This window comes from Blastococcus sp. TF02-09 (genome assembly GCF_003319105.1).
In the GTDB taxonomy this organism is placed as follows: Bacteria; Actinomycetota; Actinomycetes; order Mycobacteriales; family Geodermatophilaceae; genus Blastococcus.
The window spans coordinates 156,239-172,111 of record NZ_QOHH01000005.1 but is presented as its reverse complement, the minus strand read 5'-3'; the positions used below and the strand labels follow the sequence as shown (position 1 = coordinate 172,111).

20 protein-coding genes are annotated in these 15,873 nt (G+C 75.2%); 7 read left to right on the top strand and 13 right to left on the bottom strand.

All coding sequences use genetic code 11. The features are described from left to right. Window positions 1–12: 12 nt before the first annotated feature. Genes DQ239_RS09725 through chrA form a run of 3 tightly spaced genes read right to left on the bottom strand, consistent with a single transcriptional unit; the run spans window position 13 to window position 2,245 of the window. Window positions 13–507 carry a MarR family transcriptional regulator gene (locus DQ239_RS09725; protein WP_113834207.1) on the bottom strand — a complete coding sequence of 165 codons (495 nt, stop codon included), beginning with the start codon at window positions 505–507 and terminating at the stop codon, window positions 13–15. Between the two features lie 39 nt (window positions 508–546). After that, window positions 547–840 (bottom strand): hypothetical protein, encoded by a 294-nt coding sequence (locus DQ239_RS09720; RefSeq protein ID WP_113834206.1) that lies wholly within the window; start codon window positions 838–840, stop codon window positions 547–549. A gap of 28 nt (window positions 841–868) precedes the next feature. Next, window positions 869–2,245: a chromate efflux transporter gene (gene chrA / locus DQ239_RS09715; protein ID WP_199582831.1), complete on the bottom strand. Its 1,377-nt coding sequence runs from the start codon at window positions 2,243–2,245 to the stop codon at window positions 869–871. Between the two features lie 109 nt (window positions 2,246–2,354). Here chrA and DQ239_RS09710 point away from each other — a divergent pair, with 109 nt between their 5' ends. After that, entirely contained in the window at window positions 2,355–4,331 is a 1,977-nt protein-coding gene (locus DQ239_RS09710) for a SpoIIE family protein phosphatase (protein ID WP_113834204.1), read from the top strand. An 88-nt stretch (window positions 4,332–4,419) separates the two neighbouring features. Next, the gene (locus DQ239_RS20330) at window positions 4,420–4,587 is read left to right on the top strand and encodes a hypothetical protein (RefSeq protein ID WP_233489011.1); all 168 of its coding nucleotides are present in this window, start codon (window positions 4,420–4,422) and stop codon (window positions 4,585–4,587) included. A gap of 380 nt (window positions 4,588–4,967) precedes the next feature. Here DQ239_RS20330 and DQ239_RS09705 read toward each other — a convergent pair whose 3' ends face one another. Next, complete coding sequence (locus DQ239_RS09705) at window positions 4,968–5,936, bottom strand: helix-turn-helix transcriptional regulator (RefSeq protein ID WP_113834203.1); 969 nt, start codon at window positions 5,934–5,936, stop codon at window positions 4,968–4,970. Window positions 5,937–5,969: 33 nt separating this feature from the next. Then, complete coding sequence (locus DQ239_RS09700) at window positions 5,970–6,932, bottom strand: AraC family transcriptional regulator (RefSeq protein WP_113834202.1); 963 nt, start codon at window positions 6,930–6,932, stop codon at window positions 5,970–5,972. Between the two features lie 271 nt (window positions 6,933–7,203). On the opposite strand from DQ239_RS09700, the gene DQ239_RS09695 reads away from it, so the two are divergent. From DQ239_RS09695 to mscL, 3 genes are all read left to right on the top strand, one after another. Next, window positions 7,204–7,512 (top strand): FmdB family zinc ribbon protein, encoded by a 309-nt coding sequence (locus DQ239_RS09695; RefSeq protein ID WP_113834201.1) that lies wholly within the window; start codon window positions 7,204–7,206, stop codon window positions 7,510–7,512. A gap of 85 nt (window positions 7,513–7,597) precedes the next feature. Beyond that, window positions 7,598–8,215 carry a Flp pilus assembly protein CpaB gene (cpaB, locus tag DQ239_RS09690; protein WP_113834200.1) on the top strand — a complete coding sequence of 206 codons (618 nt, stop codon included), beginning with the start codon at window positions 7,598–7,600 and terminating at the stop codon, window positions 8,213–8,215. A gap of 50 nt (window positions 8,216–8,265) precedes the next feature. Next, on the top strand, window positions 8,266–8,670 hold the full coding sequence (gene mscL / locus DQ239_RS09685; RefSeq protein WP_113834325.1) for a large conductance mechanosensitive channel protein MscL: 405 nt from the start codon (window positions 8,266–8,268) through the stop codon (window positions 8,668–8,670). Here mscL and DQ239_RS09680 read toward each other — a convergent pair whose 3' ends face one another. Next, window positions 8,671–9,369, bottom strand: a complete 699-nt coding sequence (locus tag DQ239_RS09680) for a YbaK/EbsC family protein (RefSeq protein WP_233489009.1) — start codon at window positions 9,367–9,369, stop codon at window positions 8,671–8,673. Window positions 9,370–9,489: 120 nt separating this feature from the next. Here DQ239_RS09680 and DQ239_RS09675 point away from each other — a divergent pair, with 120 nt between their 5' ends. Both DQ239_RS09675 and DQ239_RS09670 read left to right on the top strand, forming a co-directional pair. Further along, entirely contained in the window at window positions 9,490–9,846 is a 357-nt protein-coding gene (locus DQ239_RS09675) for a VOC family protein (RefSeq protein WP_199582827.1), read from the top strand. Continuing rightward, a complete protein-coding gene (locus DQ239_RS09670) occupies window positions 9,843–10,241 on the top strand; it encodes a PaaI family thioesterase (RefSeq protein ID WP_113834197.1) in 399 nt (132 codons plus the stop codon). Before DQ239_RS09675 ends, DQ239_RS09670 begins: the two co-directional genes overlap by 4 nt. Before the next feature lie 12 nt (window positions 10,242–10,253). Here DQ239_RS09670 and DQ239_RS09665 read toward each other — a convergent pair whose 3' ends face one another. From DQ239_RS09665 to DQ239_RS09635, 7 genes are all read right to left on the bottom strand, one after another. After that, window positions 10,254–11,156 carry an MSMEG_6728 family protein gene (locus tag DQ239_RS09665; protein WP_113834196.1) on the bottom strand — a complete coding sequence of 301 codons (903 nt, stop codon included), beginning with the start codon at window positions 11,154–11,156 and terminating at the stop codon, window positions 10,254–10,256. Window positions 11,157–11,172: 16 nt separating this feature from the next. Further along, complete coding sequence (locus tag DQ239_RS09660; RefSeq protein WP_113834195.1) at window positions 11,173–11,478, bottom strand: biopolymer transporter Tol; 306 nt, start codon at window positions 11,476–11,478, stop codon at window positions 11,173–11,175. Then, the gene (locus DQ239_RS09655; protein ID WP_113834194.1) at window positions 11,475–12,326 is read right to left on the bottom strand and encodes an NAD-dependent protein deacetylase; all 852 of its coding nucleotides are present in this window, start codon (window positions 12,324–12,326) and stop codon (window positions 11,475–11,477) included. Before DQ239_RS09655 ends, DQ239_RS09660 begins: the two co-directional genes overlap by 4 nt. A gap of 38 nt (window positions 12,327–12,364) precedes the next feature. Continuing rightward, window positions 12,365–12,811, bottom strand: coding sequence for an SRPBCC family protein (locus tag DQ239_RS09650; RefSeq protein ID WP_113834193.1), 447 nt, complete (start codon window positions 12,809–12,811; stop codon window positions 12,365–12,367). Window positions 12,812–12,815: 4 nt separating this feature from the next. Next, window positions 12,816–13,847, bottom strand: coding sequence for a hemolysin family protein (locus DQ239_RS09645; protein ID WP_113834192.1), 1,032 nt, complete (start codon window positions 13,845–13,847; stop codon window positions 12,816–12,818). Further along, window positions 13,844–15,223 (bottom strand): hemolysin family protein, encoded by a 1,380-nt coding sequence (locus DQ239_RS09640; protein ID WP_233489007.1) that lies wholly within the window; start codon window positions 15,221–15,223, stop codon window positions 13,844–13,846. The genes DQ239_RS09645 and DQ239_RS09640 overlap by 4 nt, the downstream gene beginning before the upstream one ends. A gap of 156 nt (window positions 15,224–15,379) precedes the next feature. Continuing rightward, a complete protein-coding gene (locus DQ239_RS09635) occupies window positions 15,380–15,838 on the bottom strand; it encodes a DUF4396 domain-containing protein (RefSeq protein WP_199582825.1) in 459 nt (152 codons plus the stop codon). Between the last annotated feature and the right edge of the window lie 35 nt (window positions 15,839–15,873).

Sequence of the window (15,873 nt, the reverse complement as noted above, 5' to 3'; positions counted from 1 at the left end):
GTCCGGGGGCGGTCAGTCCGCGAGCTCGGCGCCCTCCCGGACGCGGCGGCTGTGGTCGGGGTCGAGCCCGTCGAGCACCGCCGCCAACGCCTGCCCCAGCAGCCGGGTCTGCTCGGTGGTCAGCGGGTCGAACAGGGCCGCCCGGACGGCGTCGACGTGCCCGGGGGCCAGGCTGCGGACGACGTCCCAGCCGGCATCGGTGAGGACGGCGCGGTTGCCGCGACCGTCCTCGGCGGCGCGCTCCCGGCGCACCCAGCCCCGCTCCTCGAGCCGGCGCACGGTGTGGGACAGCCGGCTCTGCGACTGGTTGGCCCGCCGCGCGAGGTCGCTCATCCGGCGGCTGCGGTCGGGCGCCTCGGACAGCATCGCCAGGACGACGTAGGCGGCGTGGCTGATGCCGGCGTCGCGCTGCAGCTGGGCGTCGAGGGCGCGCGGGAGCAGCTCGGCCACCGAGAGCCAGGTCCGCCAGGTCCGCTGCTGCTCCTCGTCCAGCCACTGCTGCGCCACGGATCGACCGTACTGCTCACCTCCCGGGCCCCGACGTCGTCACGGCCGGGGATTCACGCGGGTCCAGCCGCGGTCGTCCCGGCGGCCGCCCAGCCCGGCCCGGCACCGGCGGCAGACCTCGCGCACCTCCTCGGCGTGCCGGCCGCTCTCCGGCTGGACGTCGGCCCACGTCACGTGTGGGAAGCGCCGCAGCCGCGACCGGTGCAGCGAGAGCCCGCAGACGGTCTCGTTGCGCCCGGGCTGCCAGCCGTGCACCTCGCCGGCCGGGTAGCGGACGCCGTCGTCGGGGTCGATCCACTGGTCCGTGGCCGCCCCCGCGCTCCCTGCTGCCATGACCGGCCCGTACCCCGGGGCGGCCGGGTCAGGCCAGCGGCAGCCCGGCCAGGCCGGCGGCGAGGCCGAGCAGCGCGCAGACGCCCAGGGTGCGCAGCACCGACCACTCGAGGCGGAACAGCAGCGCGGCGGCGACCAGGGCGATGGCCAGCGGCACCGGCCGCAGCGTCGTCAGGTCGGGCAGCTCGAGGGCGAGCGGGCCGCCGTCGACCGCCACCGTCCCGTCGAACAGCGTGTGGACGGCGAAGTAGACGCCGAGGTTGGCGATCACGCCGACGACCGCGGCGGTGATGCCGGTCAGCGCTGCAGACAGCGCGCGGTTGCCGCGCAGCCGCTCCATGTAGGGCGCCCCGAGCAGGACGAACAGGAAGCTCGGCACGAAGGTCACCCAGGTGACCAGCAGCGAGGCCAGCACCGCGGCCACCCACGGGTCGAGGTCGCCGGGGTCGCGGTAGGCACCCAGGAACGCGACGAACTGGACCACCATGATCAGCGGCCCGGGCGTGGTCTCGGCCAGCGCGAGGCCGCGCACCATCTCGCGCGGGGCCAGCCAGCCGTAGACCTCCACCGCCTGCTGGGCCACGTAGGCCAGCACCGCGTAGGCGCCGCCGAAGGTGACCACCGCCGCGCCGGAGAAGAACAGCCCCTGCTCGGTGAACACGCTCCCCGTGCCGGTCAGCAGCGCCACCGCCGCGACGGGCAGCGCCCAGACCAGCAGCCCGACGAACAGCACCCGGACGCTGCGGCGGGCCGACGGCGCCTCGTCGTGCAGCACGTCGTCGGCGACGACCGGCGCCGGACCGTCGTCCGGGACGTCGGAGGACGTCGGCTGCGGGAGGGCGGCGGGCCGCCACCGGCCCAGGGCCCACCCGGTGAGGCCGGCGAGGGTCACGACGACCGGGAAGGGGACGCCGAACACCGCGAGCGCGACGAACGACGCGACCGCGAGCGCGACCAGGGCCCCGCTGTCGAGCGCCCTCTTCCCGACGCGGATCACGGCCTGCACGACGATGGCGAGCACCGCCGCGGCCAGTCCGGTGAACACGGCGGTGACGACGGTGGTGGTGCCGAACCGGACGTAGATCACCGACAGCGCCAGCAGCGCGACCACGCCGGGCAGGACGAACAGCCCGCCGGCGACCAGCCCGCCGCGGGTGCCGTGCAGCAGCCAGCCCACGTAGGTGGCCAGCTGCTGGGCCTCGGGGCCGGGCAGCAGCGTGCAGTAGTTGAGGGCGTGCAGGAAGCGGCGCTGGCCGATCCACCGCTTCTCGTCGACCAGCGCGCGCTGCATGACTGCGATCTGCCCGGCCGGGCCGCCGAAGGTCTGCAGGGAGATGAGGAACCAGGTCCGCACCGCGGCACCGAACGGGACGCCGTGCTGGTCGGTCGCGGTCCGCTGGTGCACGTGGTGATGCAAGCGGGGGCGCACCGACCTGTCCAGGGCGAGCCGTGGTGAATCGCCGTGACTCCGGGTATGGCCCGGCCGCAACGGACCGGCGAGCAGAGGTGCACACGTGAGGGATTCGAGCGGCGGCGAGGAGCTGCGCTCCCGCGTCGGGGACGCCGAGGCGGTGCGCGCGGCCTTCGAGGAGATGCCGTTGCTGCTGATGAGCACGGAAGGTCCGGAGCACGCGTTCGTGGCGGCCAACGCCGTCTACCGGGAGTTCGTCGGGAAGCCGGCGTTCATCGGCATGCCGGTCCGCGAGGCGATGCCCGAGCTCGCCGGCCAGCAGGTCGTCGAGATGTTCGACCGGGTGTACGCCACCGGGGAGCCGCAGACGTCCCGCGAGTGGCGGGTGCAGCTCGAGCGCGAGGGGGCCGACGAGGTCGAGGAGGTGTACGCCGACTTCACCTGCGTGCCGCGCCGGACGCCGGACGGCACGGTGATCGGGCTGCTCGCCTTCGCGACCGACGTGACCGAGCGCGTCCGCGAGCGCCGGGCGGCGCAGGAGCGGGTGGACGAGGCCCAGCAGCGGTACCACGACGCCCGCGACGTCGTCACCGCGCTGCAGGAGGCGCTGCTGCCCACCGCGCTGCCGGTGCTGCCGGGGGCCCGCATCGCGGCGCGCTACCTCGTGGCCGCCGAGGACCAGATCGCCGGCGGCGACTGGTTCGACGCCATCCCGCGCGCCGACGGCAGCGTCGTCCTGGTCGTCGGCGACGTCGTCGGGCACGGCGTGACCGGGTCGGCCGCGATGGGTCAGCTGCGGGCGGTGCTGGCCGACGCGCTGGCCACCGACGACGACCCGCTGGTCGCGCTGACCCGGGCGGACGCGTTCGCCGCGCGCACCCCGCTGCTGCGGGCCACCACCCTGGCCATGGTGGTGCTCGACCCGGCGACGGGCACGCTGAACCACGCGAACTGCGGCCAGCCCCCGCCGCTGGTCGTCGGGCCCGACGGGGCGACCCGGTTCCTCAGCGGGACCGGCACCGGCCCGCTGGGCACGGGGTCGGTCCCGGTGCTGGCAGAGGACGCGCTCGCCGCGGACGAGGTGGTCCTGCTCTACAGCGACGGGCTCATCGAACGTCCGAACCGCACCCTCGAGGACGGCATGGTGGAACTGGCGACCGTCGCCGCCGACGCCGCCGCCAACCGGGCGCTCCCGCTGCACGCCCCCACCTCCCCCGCCGAGCGGATCTGCCAGCTCACCGTCGAGCTGCTCACCCGCACCGGCTACGCCGACGACGTCACGGTGCTGGCCGCCCACCGCCTGGCCGGCCCCGTGCCGCCCCTGGACCTGCAGACGTCGACCACCGTCGAGAGCATCCGGCAGCTGCGGCGCGACCTCGACGCGTGGCTCGACGCCCTCGACCCGGCCGACAGCGACCGCGTGGCGCTGGAGCTGGCCGTGTGGGAGGCCGTCGCGAACGCGGTCGACCACGCCTACCCGCCCGAGGAGCCCGGTCCCGTGCGGCTGCAGGTCATGCTGGGTGTCGACGGCGTCCTGGAGTGCCGGATCAGCGACCGGGGGCACTGGCGGCAGCCCGATCCCACGGCCACCCACCGGGGGCGGGGCCTGCTGCTCGCCGAGCAGCTCGTCGACTCCCTCGAGGTCCGGCACCCACCGCACGCCGACGCTCACGGCGAGGGGACGGTCGTGCTGCTCCGCCAGCGGCTGCACCGTCCCGCCGTGCTCGGTCCCCACACCGAGGCGCCACCGCCCGCTCCCGCGCCCCGGCCGGAGTTCGCCGTCGACGCCGAGCACCGCGACGGCCTTCCGCGGCTCCGGGTCCGTGGGCCGGTCGACATCGTCACCGGAGAGGAGTTCGCCCGTGCCCTGTCCGGGGCCTCACGCGGTGGGGTGCTCCCGCTGACGGTCGACCTCACCGAGGTCACCCACCTGGCCAGCGCCGGCGTGCAGGTCCTGCACCGGATGCGCGACCAGCTCGGCGCCCAGCAGCAGCACCTGCGGCTGCTCGCCCCACCCGGCAGTCCCGCGCACGCCGTCCTCGACCTGGTGCGTCTGCCCTCCCTGGCCAGTGACGCCTGACCGGCGGCCCGCTTCGCCTCCGGGCGAAGCGGGCGGCGCGGGTCTTCGCCTGCGGGGGCTAGCCGGTCGGGGGCCGGCCGCTGCCCAGGTGGCGTTGACCTACGACACCACCGCCGCGGACGCCGCCGAGGACAGCGACCCGGCCGGGCCGCGCCCCGACCGGGCGGCGTGGGCGCGCACGCGCACGGACGAGCAGCGCCGCCTGGCGGTGCAGATGTGGGCCAGCCCGGCCGCGCTGGACTCCACCGCCCGCTGACCGACGGGCGAACCGACACCCCCGTCGTGCGCAGTCGCGGGCGGGCTGATCCGGCGGGACCCGCCTCTGCCGCGTTCGCTGACCGTCGGCGGCCGCGCGCGGTCGATCGTCTCGAACAGACGGGACGCCCCGGGTGCACGCGGGAATCTCCGCGCGCGGCGCCGCACGATCAGGAGGGGGCACCCGTGGGCGCGAGGGCCGGCAGCGGGGAGCGCGTGGCGGCGGAGGACCGGTCCTCGGTGGTGGCGCGTCACGACGCGGCCGCGCGGGCCCGGTCCCGCGCGGCCGAGCTGGGGGCAGATGCCCGGGCCTCGTCGCAGCGGGCCGAGGCGCTGCAGCGGGGACTCGAGGCCCGCCGGGTGCGGGGCGGGTACGGCGTCTCAGGTCCGCAGGGTGTGGCTGGGGAGCACGCCGTAGGCCGCGCGGTAGTGCTCGGTGAACCGGCTGGGCGTGAAGCCCCAGCGCGCGGCGACGGCGGTCACGGTGAGCCCGTCGCCCGGGGTGGCGTCGCGTAGCTGCTGGTGGGCCTGCGCCAGCCGGGCCGTGCGGAGGTAGGCGGTCGGGGTCGTGTCGAGGTACCGGCGGAAGGCCAGCTGCACCGCGCGCGGGGTGACGTAGGCGGCGCGAGCGATGTCGGCCAGGGAGATGTCGCGGTCGCAGTCGGCGTCGATGAACGCGACCGCGCGCCGCAGCGTGCCGGGATGGGCGTCGACGCTGTCCGCGGGCGCCGCGTCCGTGACGAGCGTGTTCGGGAAGACGGTGAGGGCAGTCGCGGCCAGCAACCGTGTGGCCGGACCGAGCAGCAGCGGTGACGCGGCGGTCGCGGGCTCGGCGAGCAGGTCGTCGACGAACCGGCTGGTCGCCCGCCACCGGGCGGCGTCGCTGGGGGTGCCCTGCATGGCTGTGAACTGCCACGGGGGCCCGGGCTCGCCGGCGCCGCGGGCCACATCGGTGAGCAGCGACTGCGGCAGGGTGGTCGTCAGCGCCCGGGCCTCGCGCGTGTACCCGATGTCGTCGCCCCGCGGGTCGCTGGAGATGTAGACGTCCCCTGGCGCGTAGCGGTAGGTGCTCTGTCCCCACTCGAACCCGATCAGGCCTCCGGTGACCGTGCCGATGACGAGGTCGTCCTGGCCGGCGAGGCCGAACGTGAGGTGGGCCGGCAGCACGATGTCGATGGAGCTGAACAGGCCGGCGTCGACCATGCGCAGGCCCAGCAGCCAACTGGCATCGCGGGGAGCCTCGACCTCGAGCCGGACCCCGTAGAGCGTGTCGAGGAACGCGCGCGCCTCGGCCGGGTCGCGGGTGCGGAACTCGGCGCGCCGCGGCGCTGTGGTGGTCGGTGCGGTCATGACGCTCCTCCGTGCGGGGTCGGCCGCGGGGCTCTAGGTGCGCAGGGTGTGGCTGGGGGGCACCCCGTAGGCGGCGCGGTAGGCGGCGGCGAACCGGTCGGGCTTGGCGAACCCCCACCGGGCTGCGATCGCCGCCACGGTGTCCCCGGAGGTGGGGTCGGCGGCCTGCAGCTCCCGGTGCGCGCACTCCAGCCGCACCCGCCGCACGTAGGCCATCGGGCTGAGCCCGAGGTGGCGGGCGAAGGCCAGCTGCAGCGCTCGTGGGCCGACCCCGGCGGCGCGGGCGATGTCGGTGACGGTGATCGGGAGCGAGGCGTGCGCGTCGACGAAGGCGACCGCCCGGCGCACCACCGCCGGCGCCACCGCGCCGGCTCCAGGCAGGTCGCCCGAGGTCATCGTGGTGTTCGGGAAGGCCGCCAGCGCGGCCGCCGCCACCAGCTCGGCCAGCTGCGCGGCGACCAAGGGCTCGCCCAGCCCGCTGCCCGGATCGGCCATCTGCTGGTGCACGAACCTCATCAGCCCCAACCACGTGCGGCGCATCGGCTCGGACACCGGGCTCATCCCGTCGAACCGGACGTCGACGGGTGACGCACCCAGCCGTTCCTCTGCCACCCGCTCGACCACCTCCAGCGGCAGCCGCACGATGCCCACGTCCACGTCGTCCCACTCGTTCATGAACGGCTCGCCGGTCGGGCACCGGAACACTACGCCCGGGCGGGTGGTGACCTCGTCCCGGCCCGCCACGTACCGGCATCCCCCGCTCACCGGGCTGGCCACCACCAGGTCGCTCAAGGGCGCGACCGTGCAGCGCATGCCCGCGGTGAACCGCAGCCGGTCCGCGGCCAGACCACCGGCCGTCGCTGACCGCAACTCGCAGGCGAACGCCCCCCGGACGCCGGAGAACGCGAGCGGGCGCTCCGAGCGGTAGAGGTCGGTGAGCACGGCCTGGGCGGCATCCGGCTCCTGGAGGGACAGCTCGACGACCTCGACCGGCATGACGGGCCTCCGGATGCGTGTTCCTCGGGGCCGTTGCTGAGCCGCCACCGGCCGCGCCGGCCCCGTCGACGCTAGTCCCGGGTGCCCGTTGTGCGAAACCCTTCGCCTGCCGGCGCAGTCGGAGCCGGTTGCCGAACCGGGCGCACCGCCGCGGTGGTGACGCTCGTCCACGTTCGTGGACGGGCGGGCGACGATGACGCATCATTGGCAGTCGCCGGGTGAGAGTGCCAATCCCGGCACCCACCTCCGCTCGATCAGGGAGCCCAGCACCGTGCCCACGTACCAGTACGCCTGCACCAACCCCGAGGGGAAGCACGAGTTCGAGGCCGTGCAGTCGTTCAGCGACGCCGCGCTCACCGAGTGCCCGCAGTGCGGTGCGCCGGTGCGCAAGGTCTACGGCTCCGTCGGCGTCGTCTTCAAGGGCTCGGGCTTCTACCGGACCGACAGCCGGAAGACCTCGTCCGCGTCGGAGTCGGCCTCGACGAGCAGCTCGTCGTCGAGCTCGACGGCCGCCTCCACCCCGGCGGCCTCGAGCACGCCGGCCGCGACCTCCGGCAGCGGGGCCAAGGCCGCCGACTGACCGAGGCCCGTCCACAGCCGACGGGTCCGTCCACAGCTGCTCCGCACCGGCCCCCCGGGCGCCGCCGACCCAGCAGGCTCGGCGCATGCCGCGCTTCCGCCGCCCCCGCTCCCCGGCCGCACTGGCCCGCCGGGTCGCGGCCGCCCTGCTGGCCGCCGTCGCCGTGGCGCTCGCCCTGCGTCCCGGGCCCCCGGCCGAGGGGGCGGGGCCGCAGCCGCAGCCGGTGGTGGTCGCGGCCCATTCCCTGGACGCCGGCCGGCCGCTCGCCGCGGGTGACCTGGCGCTGGCGCGCTACCCGCCCGGCACCGCTCCCGCCGGCGTCGTGGCGGAACCCGACCTCCTGGTCGGCCGGCTCCTCGCCGGCCCGGTCCGCGCCGGCGAACCGCTCACCGACACCCGGCTGGTGGGACCGGGCCTCACCTCGCTGCTCCCCGACGGCCAGGTGGCGGCGCCCGTGCGGCTCGCCGACCTCGCGGTGGCCGGGCTGGTGCGCACCGGTGACCGGGTCGACGTGCTCGCCACCGAACCGGGGGCCGGCGAGGCCGGGACGCTGGCCTCGGGTGTCCGGGTGCTGGCGGCGGGGGGCTCCGGCGACGGCCCGACCGCGGGGCTGCTGATCGTCGCCGTCGACACCGCCACCGCGGCACGGCTGGCCGCGGCAGCGACCAGCGCGACGCTCACGGTCAGCCTTCCGCCGCCCTGACCCGACGTGGCGCACGGGCAGCGGCCGACGCAGCCGGTTGGATGGCGGCCATGATCAAGGGATTCAGGGACTTCCTGCTCCGCGGCAACGTCGTCGAGCTGGCCGTCGCCGTCGTGATCGGCACCGCGTTCACCATGCTGGTCACGTCGTTCACCGAGTCGTTCCTGAAGCCGCTGATCGGCCTGGTCGGCGGTGGCGGCGTGCAGGGCGGCACGCTGGAGGTGGACGGTCAGGTCTTCGCGTGGGGCGCGTTCGTGAACCAGGTGATCACGTTCGTGCTCACCGCAGCGGTCGTCTACTTCGTCGTGGTCCTGCCCATGAAGACGCTCCTGGAGCGGCGCCGGCGCGGCGAGGAGCCGGGTCCCGTCGCACCCACCCAGGTCGAGCTGCTCGCCGAGATCCGCGACCTGCTCCGCGCCCAGCAAGAGGAGGGACGCTCCAGCACGACCCCGTGATTAATCACTGCCCCAGTGCGGCGGCCGGTCCTCCAGGTAGCGACGGTCGCTGTCGGAGGAGTCGGCCGGGCGCTCGCCCCAGCCCACGTCGCTGTCGTCGGGCGCTCGGCGTACGGCGGGCGCCACCGCGGGCGCCGCGGGCGCGGCCGGCGCGAGCGGCTGCCCGAGCCCGTCGAGCACCTCCGCCGCGGGCAGGGCGGCCAGCACCGCACCGGGGACGGCGAGCTTGCTGCCCCGGGTGCCCGAACCGATGACCACGAGGTCGGCACCGGCGACGGCGGCGTCGACCAGCACCGGCCACGACGACGGCAGCCCGACCGGGGTGATCCCGCCGTAGGCCATCCCGCTCTCGGCCACGGCGACGTCCTGCGGCGCGAACGACGCCTTGCGCGCTCCCAGGTGCCGGCGGACCAGGCCGTTCACGTCGGCGCGGGTGGTGGCCAGCACCAGGCAGGCGGCCATCGTGGTCTGGCCGGCGCGGCGGGCCGCGACGACCACGCAGTTGGCCGACGCCTCCAGCGGAACCCCGTAGGCGTCGGTGAACGCCGCGGTGTCGGCGAGCTCGTCGTCGATCTCGGCCACCCAGGCCGGCCCGGTGAGCTGCGACAGCGCCGCGGCGACCGGAGCGCCCAGCAGCTCGGGGTGCTCGGCGGCGGGCAGCCAGGTCAGGGAGCCCAGGACGGGCGGGTTCGGGGCCACGCTCCAGATCCTGCGCCACGGCGTCCGCGGGGAGCGCCGTGGGGGTGGTGGCTCGATCGGCACGGTTCGCGGCCGGTTTCCGGCTGGAGACGGTCGCATCCGCCCACCAGGATGGGCAGCATGATCGGTCAGCTGCACTCCGTCGTGATCGACGCGCCCGACGCGCACGCCCTCGCCCGCTTCTACGCCGACCTGCTGGGCATGGAGGTGAAGGGCGACCCCGGGGACGACTGGGTGGTGATCACCGGCGCCGGCTACCGCATCGCGTTCCAGCAGGCCCCGGACCTGCGCCCGCCGGACTGGCCCGATCCCGAGCGCCCCCAGCAGTTCCACCTGGACATCCGCGTGGCCGACATCGCCGACGCCGAGCCGAAGGTGCTCGCCCTGGGCGCCCGCAGGCTCCCCGGTGAGGGCGGCGACTTCCGCGTCTACGCCGACCCGGTCGGCCACCCCTTCTGCCTGGTGTGGGACGCATGAGCGCCGAGGGCACCGTGTCCGGCTTCGTCGGCGCGATGGGCTTCACGACCGACGAGGTGAGCGGCACGAGGGTGACCGGCACCGCCGAGCTGGGCCCGCAGCACCACACCCCGTGGGGCGTCGTGCACGGCGGCGTCTACTGCGCGATCGTCGAGTCCGCGGCCAGCATCGGGGCCAGCACGGCGGTGCAGGAGCACGGCCAGTTCTCCGTCGGCGTCAACAACAGCACCGACTTCGTGCGCTCGATGACCGCCGGGCGGATCGACGTCGTCGCCGAGCCGGTGCAGCAGGGCCGCACCCAGCAGCTGTGGCAGGTCACCCTCACCCGGGAGGACGGCACGCTCGTCGCCCAGGGCCGGGTGCGGCTGCAGAACGTCCCGCTGCCGGGGAGCTAGCCGAGCGCCCGATCAGCCCAGGACGTCAGGGTCCAGGACGACGCGGAACAGCGCGCGAGGGTCCTGCAGCGTGGCCGGCGGGCACGCGGCCGACCGCGGCACCACCCGCTCCCAGCGGGCCGGTCGCCGGTGCGGCAGCAGCTCGCGGCCCTGGAAGAGGTACTCCCCCACCACCTCGCCCAGCAGCAGCCCGGCGCCGTGCTCGACGGGCAGCCCCACGCGGTCGCCGGGCGCCATCTCGTCCAGGAACGCCGAGAGCTGGCGCAGGTCCTTGGCCGGCCGGCGTCCCGACAGCTCCTTGGACAGGGCGCGGAGCTCGGCCGGCGTCTGCCCGGTGGCGTCGACGTCGATGCCCGACTGGGTGCCCAGACCGACCACGCCCGCGGCCAGGCATGCCCCCAGCTCGTTGTGGTTGCGCGGCCGCACCACCCATACGCCGACGCCCTCGGGTGCCGGCGCGGGCGGCACGTCGTCCGAACCGGGCCACTTGTACGGGAGGTCGTCGGGGTCGCCCGGGAACCGGGGCCGGTAGAACTCGGGGTCCTTGGCCAGCAGGTTGGAGCGGTGCGAGAGGTGCAGCTCCTCGTCCCCCACCCAGCTCGGCAGCAGCCCGGCGGCCGCCGCCTCCTCCTGGGTCATGGCCGCCGCCTCGGGCGCGAACTCGGAGATGAGGGCCTCGGTGGTGTCGGCGAAGCCGCGCTCCCGCCAGACGCGGACCATCGCCAGCGAGTAGACGACCAGGCCAGCGGTGCGGCCGCGCCACATGGTGACCACCGGGTGGTTGGCCCAGCCGTAGTCCGGTAGCTCCAGCGCGCGCAGCACCTGCAGGCACTCCACGCGCTGCTTGCCGAGCCGGGGGTTGTCCAGGAGGCGGGCGGACTCGGTGAAGTCGGCGACCGGCAGGAAGGTCTGCATCGCCGCCCAGTCTCGGCTACTCCTCCAGGTCGCGCAGCGCGGTCTCCCAGCGCTCCCGCCGCTCCGCGTCGGACTGCTCCCACCAGGCGGTGCCGCGCTCCCCCAGCCCGGTCTTGGCCAGCTGCACCCGCGCGCGTGCGGCGGCCACCGCGGCGTCGTCCCCCGCCGCCAACGCCTGCCGCACGCCGGAACGACCCAGGCCGAGGTGGTGCAGCAGCCGCGCGCGGACGTCGTCGGGCAGCGCCGGGTCCGCGGTCCGCCAGCGCCGCCCGTCGACGACGATCCACCGCCCGTCGTCGGTGCGCTCGACCTCGCGGGTCATCCGGCCAGGCGCGCGGCGAGCGCCGGCAGCACCTCGCCCAGCGGGGCGTCGACCCGGACGTCGGCCTTGGCGTCGCCCCGGGTCGGCCCGACGGTGCAGATCGCCACCGGGATGCCCCGCTTCGCCGCGTGCAGCACGAACCGGTAGCCGCTCATCACGGTCAGGGACGAGCCGAGCACCAGCAGGCTGCCGGCGCCGTCGACCAGCGAGAAGCAGTGGTCCACGCGGTCGCGGGGCACCGTCTCGCCGAAGAACACGACGTCGGGCTTGAGCAGGTCCTCCCCGCAGGCCAGGCAGCCGACCATCGTGAACCCGTCGAGCACCTCGTCGGGCAGCTCCGCGTCGCCGTCGGGGTTGACCTCCTCGACCCGCGGCCCGAACCCGGGGTTGGCCGCGTGCAGCCGCGCGTCGAGCGCCTCCCGCCCGGCGACGTCCCCGCAGCCCAGGCACACCGTCCGGTCCAGCCCGCCGTGCAGCTCGACGACGTCCCGCGCGCCACCGGCCTGGTGCAGGCCGTCGACGTTCTGCGTGATGAGACCACCGACCAGCCCGGCCGCCTGGAGCTCGGCCACCGCCCGGTGCCCGTCGTTCGGCCGGGCCGCGCGCATCTGCCGCCAGCCGACGAAGCTGCGCGCCCAGTACCGGTGCCGGCCGCGCGGGTCCCGGGTGAAGGTCTGGTACGTCATCGGGGTGTGCCGGCGCAGGCTGCCGGTGGCGCCGCGGTAGTCCGGGATGCCCGAGTCGGTGGACAGCCCCGCGCCGGACAGGACGACGACGTCGCCGTCGCCCACCAGGTCGGTCAGGGCGTCCAGCGCGGTGCCGGTGACGGCGGGGTGGGCGAGGGTCACCCGACCATGGTCCCTGCCGAGCGGCCCGCGCGCCCGCGTCAGACCGCGGCGAGCTCGGCGTCGAGGCGGTGCAGCAGATCGACGTAGACCCGGCCCAGGCCCTTGGGCGCGAAGGTGCGCTCGAAGAAGCCGCCGATGCCGCCGGCGCCGTCCCACGTCGTCCGCACCTTCACGGTGGAGCCGCCGGTGCCCTCGGCCAGCACCGTCCAGGTGGTGACCATCGAGGAGTTCCGGTCGGTCTCCACCAGGGTGCCGAGCGCGGGCTCGGTCACGTCGACGAGCTGGTCGCGGACCCGCTTGGAGGTGGCGGCGAACCTCCAGTGCACGACGGTGCCGGCACCGTGCCCGCCGTTCTCGACGCGGTACTCGCTGAACTGCTCGGGCAGGATCCGCGGGCGGACCGCTTCGTAGTCCGCCAGCGCCCGGGTCACCTGCTCGGCGGGTGCGGAGATGATCTTCTCGGCGTTGACCACGATCTGGCTCATGCGGTCATCCTGCCCCGGCGGAGCCGGCGGATGACACCTCACCCCGCGGGAAGAGCCGGCGCAGGACGTCGGCCAGCGTGACGACGCCGACGACGCCGCCCCCGTCGGTGACCAGCGCGAGGTGGTTGCGGGACTCGCGCATCGCCTTGAGCGCCGCGTGCACGGTGGTGCCGGCCGCCAGCTCGAACACCGGCCGGGCGAACCCGGCCACGGGGGCGTCGTCGGGGGCGGCCAGGGTGTCGCGGACGTGCACCACCCCGGCGATGCGCTCCCCGTCGCGGATGAGGATGCGCAGGTGGCCGGTGCGCCGGGCTTCGGCGCGCACGTCCCCTGCGGTGGCGTCGACCGGCACCGAGGTCAGCGCCGACGCCGGGTCGACCAGCTCGCGGACGGTGAGCTGCTCGAGCTCCAGCACGCCGGAGATCTGCTCGGAGAACGACGCGTCGAGCGCCCCGACGTTGGCCGAGTGCTCCACCAGGTGCCGCAGCGCGCTGGGGCTGTGACCCACCGCGAGCTCGTCGACCGCCTCGACGCCGGCCCAGCGCAGCAGCCGGTTCGCCGCGGCGTTGAGCGCGCGCAGCACCGGCCGGAACACGGCCATGAACGCGCGCATCGGCAGCGCGAGCAGCGTGGCCGAGCGCTCGGGGTGGGCGATCGCCCACGACTTGGGCGCCATCTCCCCCACCACCAGGTGGATGAACGTGACGACCAGCAGGGCGAGGACGAACCCGGCGACGTCGGCGGCCACGTGCGGGACGCCCCAGCCGTCGAAGACCGGCGTCAGCCAGTGGTGCACGGCGGGCTTGCTGATCGCGCCGAGGGCGAGCGTGGCCGCGGTGATGCCCAGCTGCGAGCCGGCCAGCAGCACGGTGAGCTCGGCGGAGTTGCGCAGCGCGGCTCGGGCCGCCCGGCTGCCGGGCGCGGCCTCCTCCAGCCGGTGCCGCTTGGCGGCGAGCGCGGCGAACTCGACGGCGACGAAGAACGCGCTGAGCGCCACGATCACGACGGTCGCGGCGACGACCACCCACGCGCTCATCGGGACGCCTCCGGGCCGACGTCGCCGGCCCCGTCGGGCAGCTCCAGCCGCACGCGCGCGGGCACGTGCCGCTCCACGTCGAGCACCTCGACGCTGAGCAGCCGCGGCTCGGGGTCGTCGGCGTGCACCAGGTCACCCGGGTCCGGCGGCAGCTCGACGGTCAGGCGGGTGCCCGGCTCGGGCAGCGTGCCGGCCGCGGCGATGACCAGGCCGGCGATCGTCTCGTAGTCCCCGCGCGGCAGGTCGACGGCCAGGGCCCGCTCGACCTCGTCGACGTGCACGTCCCCGGCCATCTCCCAGACGCCGTCGCCCTCGATCGGCTGGTACGTCGGGTGCTCGTCGTCGTGCTCGTCGGTGATCTCCCCGACCAGCTCCTCGGCGAGGTCCTCCAGCGTGATCACGCCGGCGAAGCCGCCGTACTCGTCGATCACGCAGGCCATCTGGTTGCCCGAGTCGGTCAGCTCGCGCAGCGCGTCGGGCAGCGAGGTGAAGGTGGAGACGACGAGGCACGGGCGGGCCACCTCGGTCACCGGCGCGTCGTCGCGCGCCGTCGTCGTCAGCAGGTCGGCCAGGTTCGCGACAGCGACGACGTCCCCGTCGGCCGCGTCGAGCACCGGGTAGCGGGAGTGGCCGTGCGCCATGAGCTCGCGCAGCCGGCCGACCGTGTCCGTCGTGGACACGGTGTCCACCCGCGGCCGCGGGATCATCGCATGCTCGACGTCGCGGTTCGGGAAGTCGAGGATCCGGTCGAGCATCATCGAGAGCTCCGCGGGCAGGTCCCCGCTCTCCCGCGACTCCTCCAGGATGTGCTCGAGGTCGCGGGCGGTGGCGGCGTGCTCGACGTCGTGCACGGGCTCGATCCGCAGCGCCCGGAGCAGCAGGTTCGACGCCTGGTCGAAGACGCGGACCAGCCAGCCGAAGAGGGTCAGGTACAGCACCGTCGACGTCGCCAGCCAGCGCGCGACCGGCTCCGGCCGCGCGATCGCCAGGTTCTTGGGGAACAGCTCGCCGAACAGCATCTGCACGAACGTGGAGAACAGCAGCGCCAGCACCGCGCCGATGCCGACCGCCACCCCGGTCGGCACGTCGACGCCGCCGAGCAGCGCGCCGATCGACTCACCGATCAGCGGCTCGGCGACGTAACCGACGAGCAGTCCGGTGACCGTGATGCCGAGCTGGGCGCCGGACAGCATGAACGAGGTGCGCCGCGTGACGGTCAGCGAGCGCTCGGCCGCGGCGTCCCCGGCCGCGGCCCGCGCGGCCAGCGCCGAGCGGTCGACCGCCATGTAGGCGAACTCCTGGGCCACGAAGTAGCCGGTCGCCGCGGTGATCGCGAGGACGACCAGGACGCCCAACAGGAGGGAGAGCACTTCCATCACCGGCCACGCACCCCCTCACCGGTGGAGGGAGTCGTGGCCCGGGGACTGTGACTGCTGCTCATGGCTCGCTTCGTCGGGGGGTGCGTGCGCCGACCGGCGGCACTCCCGGACTCCAACGACGGGGTGCGGCGGCGCGTTCCGCCGTCGCCCGATTCAGTGGAACCGGTGGACGACGGCGTGCCCCTTGCCGCGCCCGATCAGCCAGCGGTTGACCGGGACGGTGACGACGAAGGCGACGGCGAGGGCCAGCGCCAGGGCTCCCCAGAACAGCCCGCTGTCCAGGCCGGCGTCCATCGCGCCGGGCACCAGCAGCATGACCGCGTTGTCGACGACCTCCATGACGGTGATCGAGACGGTGTCCGCCGCGAGCGCCACCGGGATGGCAGCGGACAGCGCCAGGCCGGAGCGCATGACGGGACCGATGGTCAGGGCGTACCCGAAGACGAAGGCGAGCGCGACGGCGAGGACGATCGTCTGCACGTCCGACCAGCCGAGCGCGGTGCCGATGACCATGCCGAGCACCTCGCCGATGGCGCAGCCGGTGAGGCAGTGCAGTGTGGCGCTGACGGCCAGCCGGGTGAGCGCGGTGCCGGTCGGGCGGTCGCCGTGCATCGAGTGCTCCATGACGGCCCCGAACATTACCCGGT

Excerpts from the sequence above, each read along its gene's own strand:
- cpaB (WP_113834200.1), top strand. The coding sequence starts at position 7,598 with ATGCCGCGCTTCCGCCGCCCCCGCTCCCCGGCCGCACTGGCCCGCCGG.
- DQ239_RS09705 (WP_113834203.1), bottom strand. The coding sequence starts at position 5,936 with ATGACCGCACCGACCACCACAGCGCCGCGGCGCGCCGAGTTCCGCACC.
- DQ239_RS09650 (WP_113834193.1), bottom strand. The coding sequence starts at position 12,811 with ATGAGCCAGATCGTGGTCAACGCCGAGAAGATCATCTCCGCACCCGCC.
- DQ239_RS09700 (WP_113834202.1), bottom strand. The coding sequence starts at position 6,932 with ATGCCGGTCGAGGTCGTCGAGCTGTCCCTCCAGGAGCCGGATGCCGCC.
- DQ239_RS09640 (WP_233489007.1), bottom strand. The coding sequence starts at position 15,223 with ATGGAAGTGCTCTCCCTCCTGTTGGGCGTCCTGGTCGTCCTCGCGATC.
- DQ239_RS09665 (WP_113834196.1), bottom strand. The coding sequence starts at position 11,156 with ATGCAGACCTTCCTGCCGGTCGCCGACTTCACCGAGTCCGCCCGCCTC.
- DQ239_RS09635 (WP_199582825.1), bottom strand. The coding sequence starts at position 15,838 with ATGCACGGCGACCGCCCGACCGGCACCGCGCTCACCCGGCTGGCCGTC.
- DQ239_RS09720 (WP_113834206.1), bottom strand. The coding sequence starts at position 840 with ATGGCAGCAGGGAGCGCGGGGGCGGCCACGGACCAGTGGATCGACCCC.
- DQ239_RS09670 (WP_113834197.1), top strand. The coding sequence starts at position 9,843 with ATGAGCGCCGAGGGCACCGTGTCCGGCTTCGTCGGCGCGATGGGCTTC.
- DQ239_RS09660 (WP_113834195.1), bottom strand. The coding sequence starts at position 11,478 with ATGACCCGCGAGGTCGAGCGCACCGACGACGGGCGGTGGATCGTCGTC.
- mscL (WP_113834325.1), top strand. The coding sequence starts at position 8,266 with ATGATCAAGGGATTCAGGGACTTCCTGCTCCGCGGCAACGTCGTCGAG.
- DQ239_RS09675 (WP_199582827.1), top strand. The coding sequence starts at position 9,490 with ATGATCGGTCAGCTGCACTCCGTCGTGATCGACGCGCCCGACGCGCAC.
- DQ239_RS09645 (WP_113834192.1), bottom strand. The coding sequence starts at position 13,847 with ATGAGCGCGTGGGTGGTCGTCGCCGCGACCGTCGTGATCGTGGCGCTC.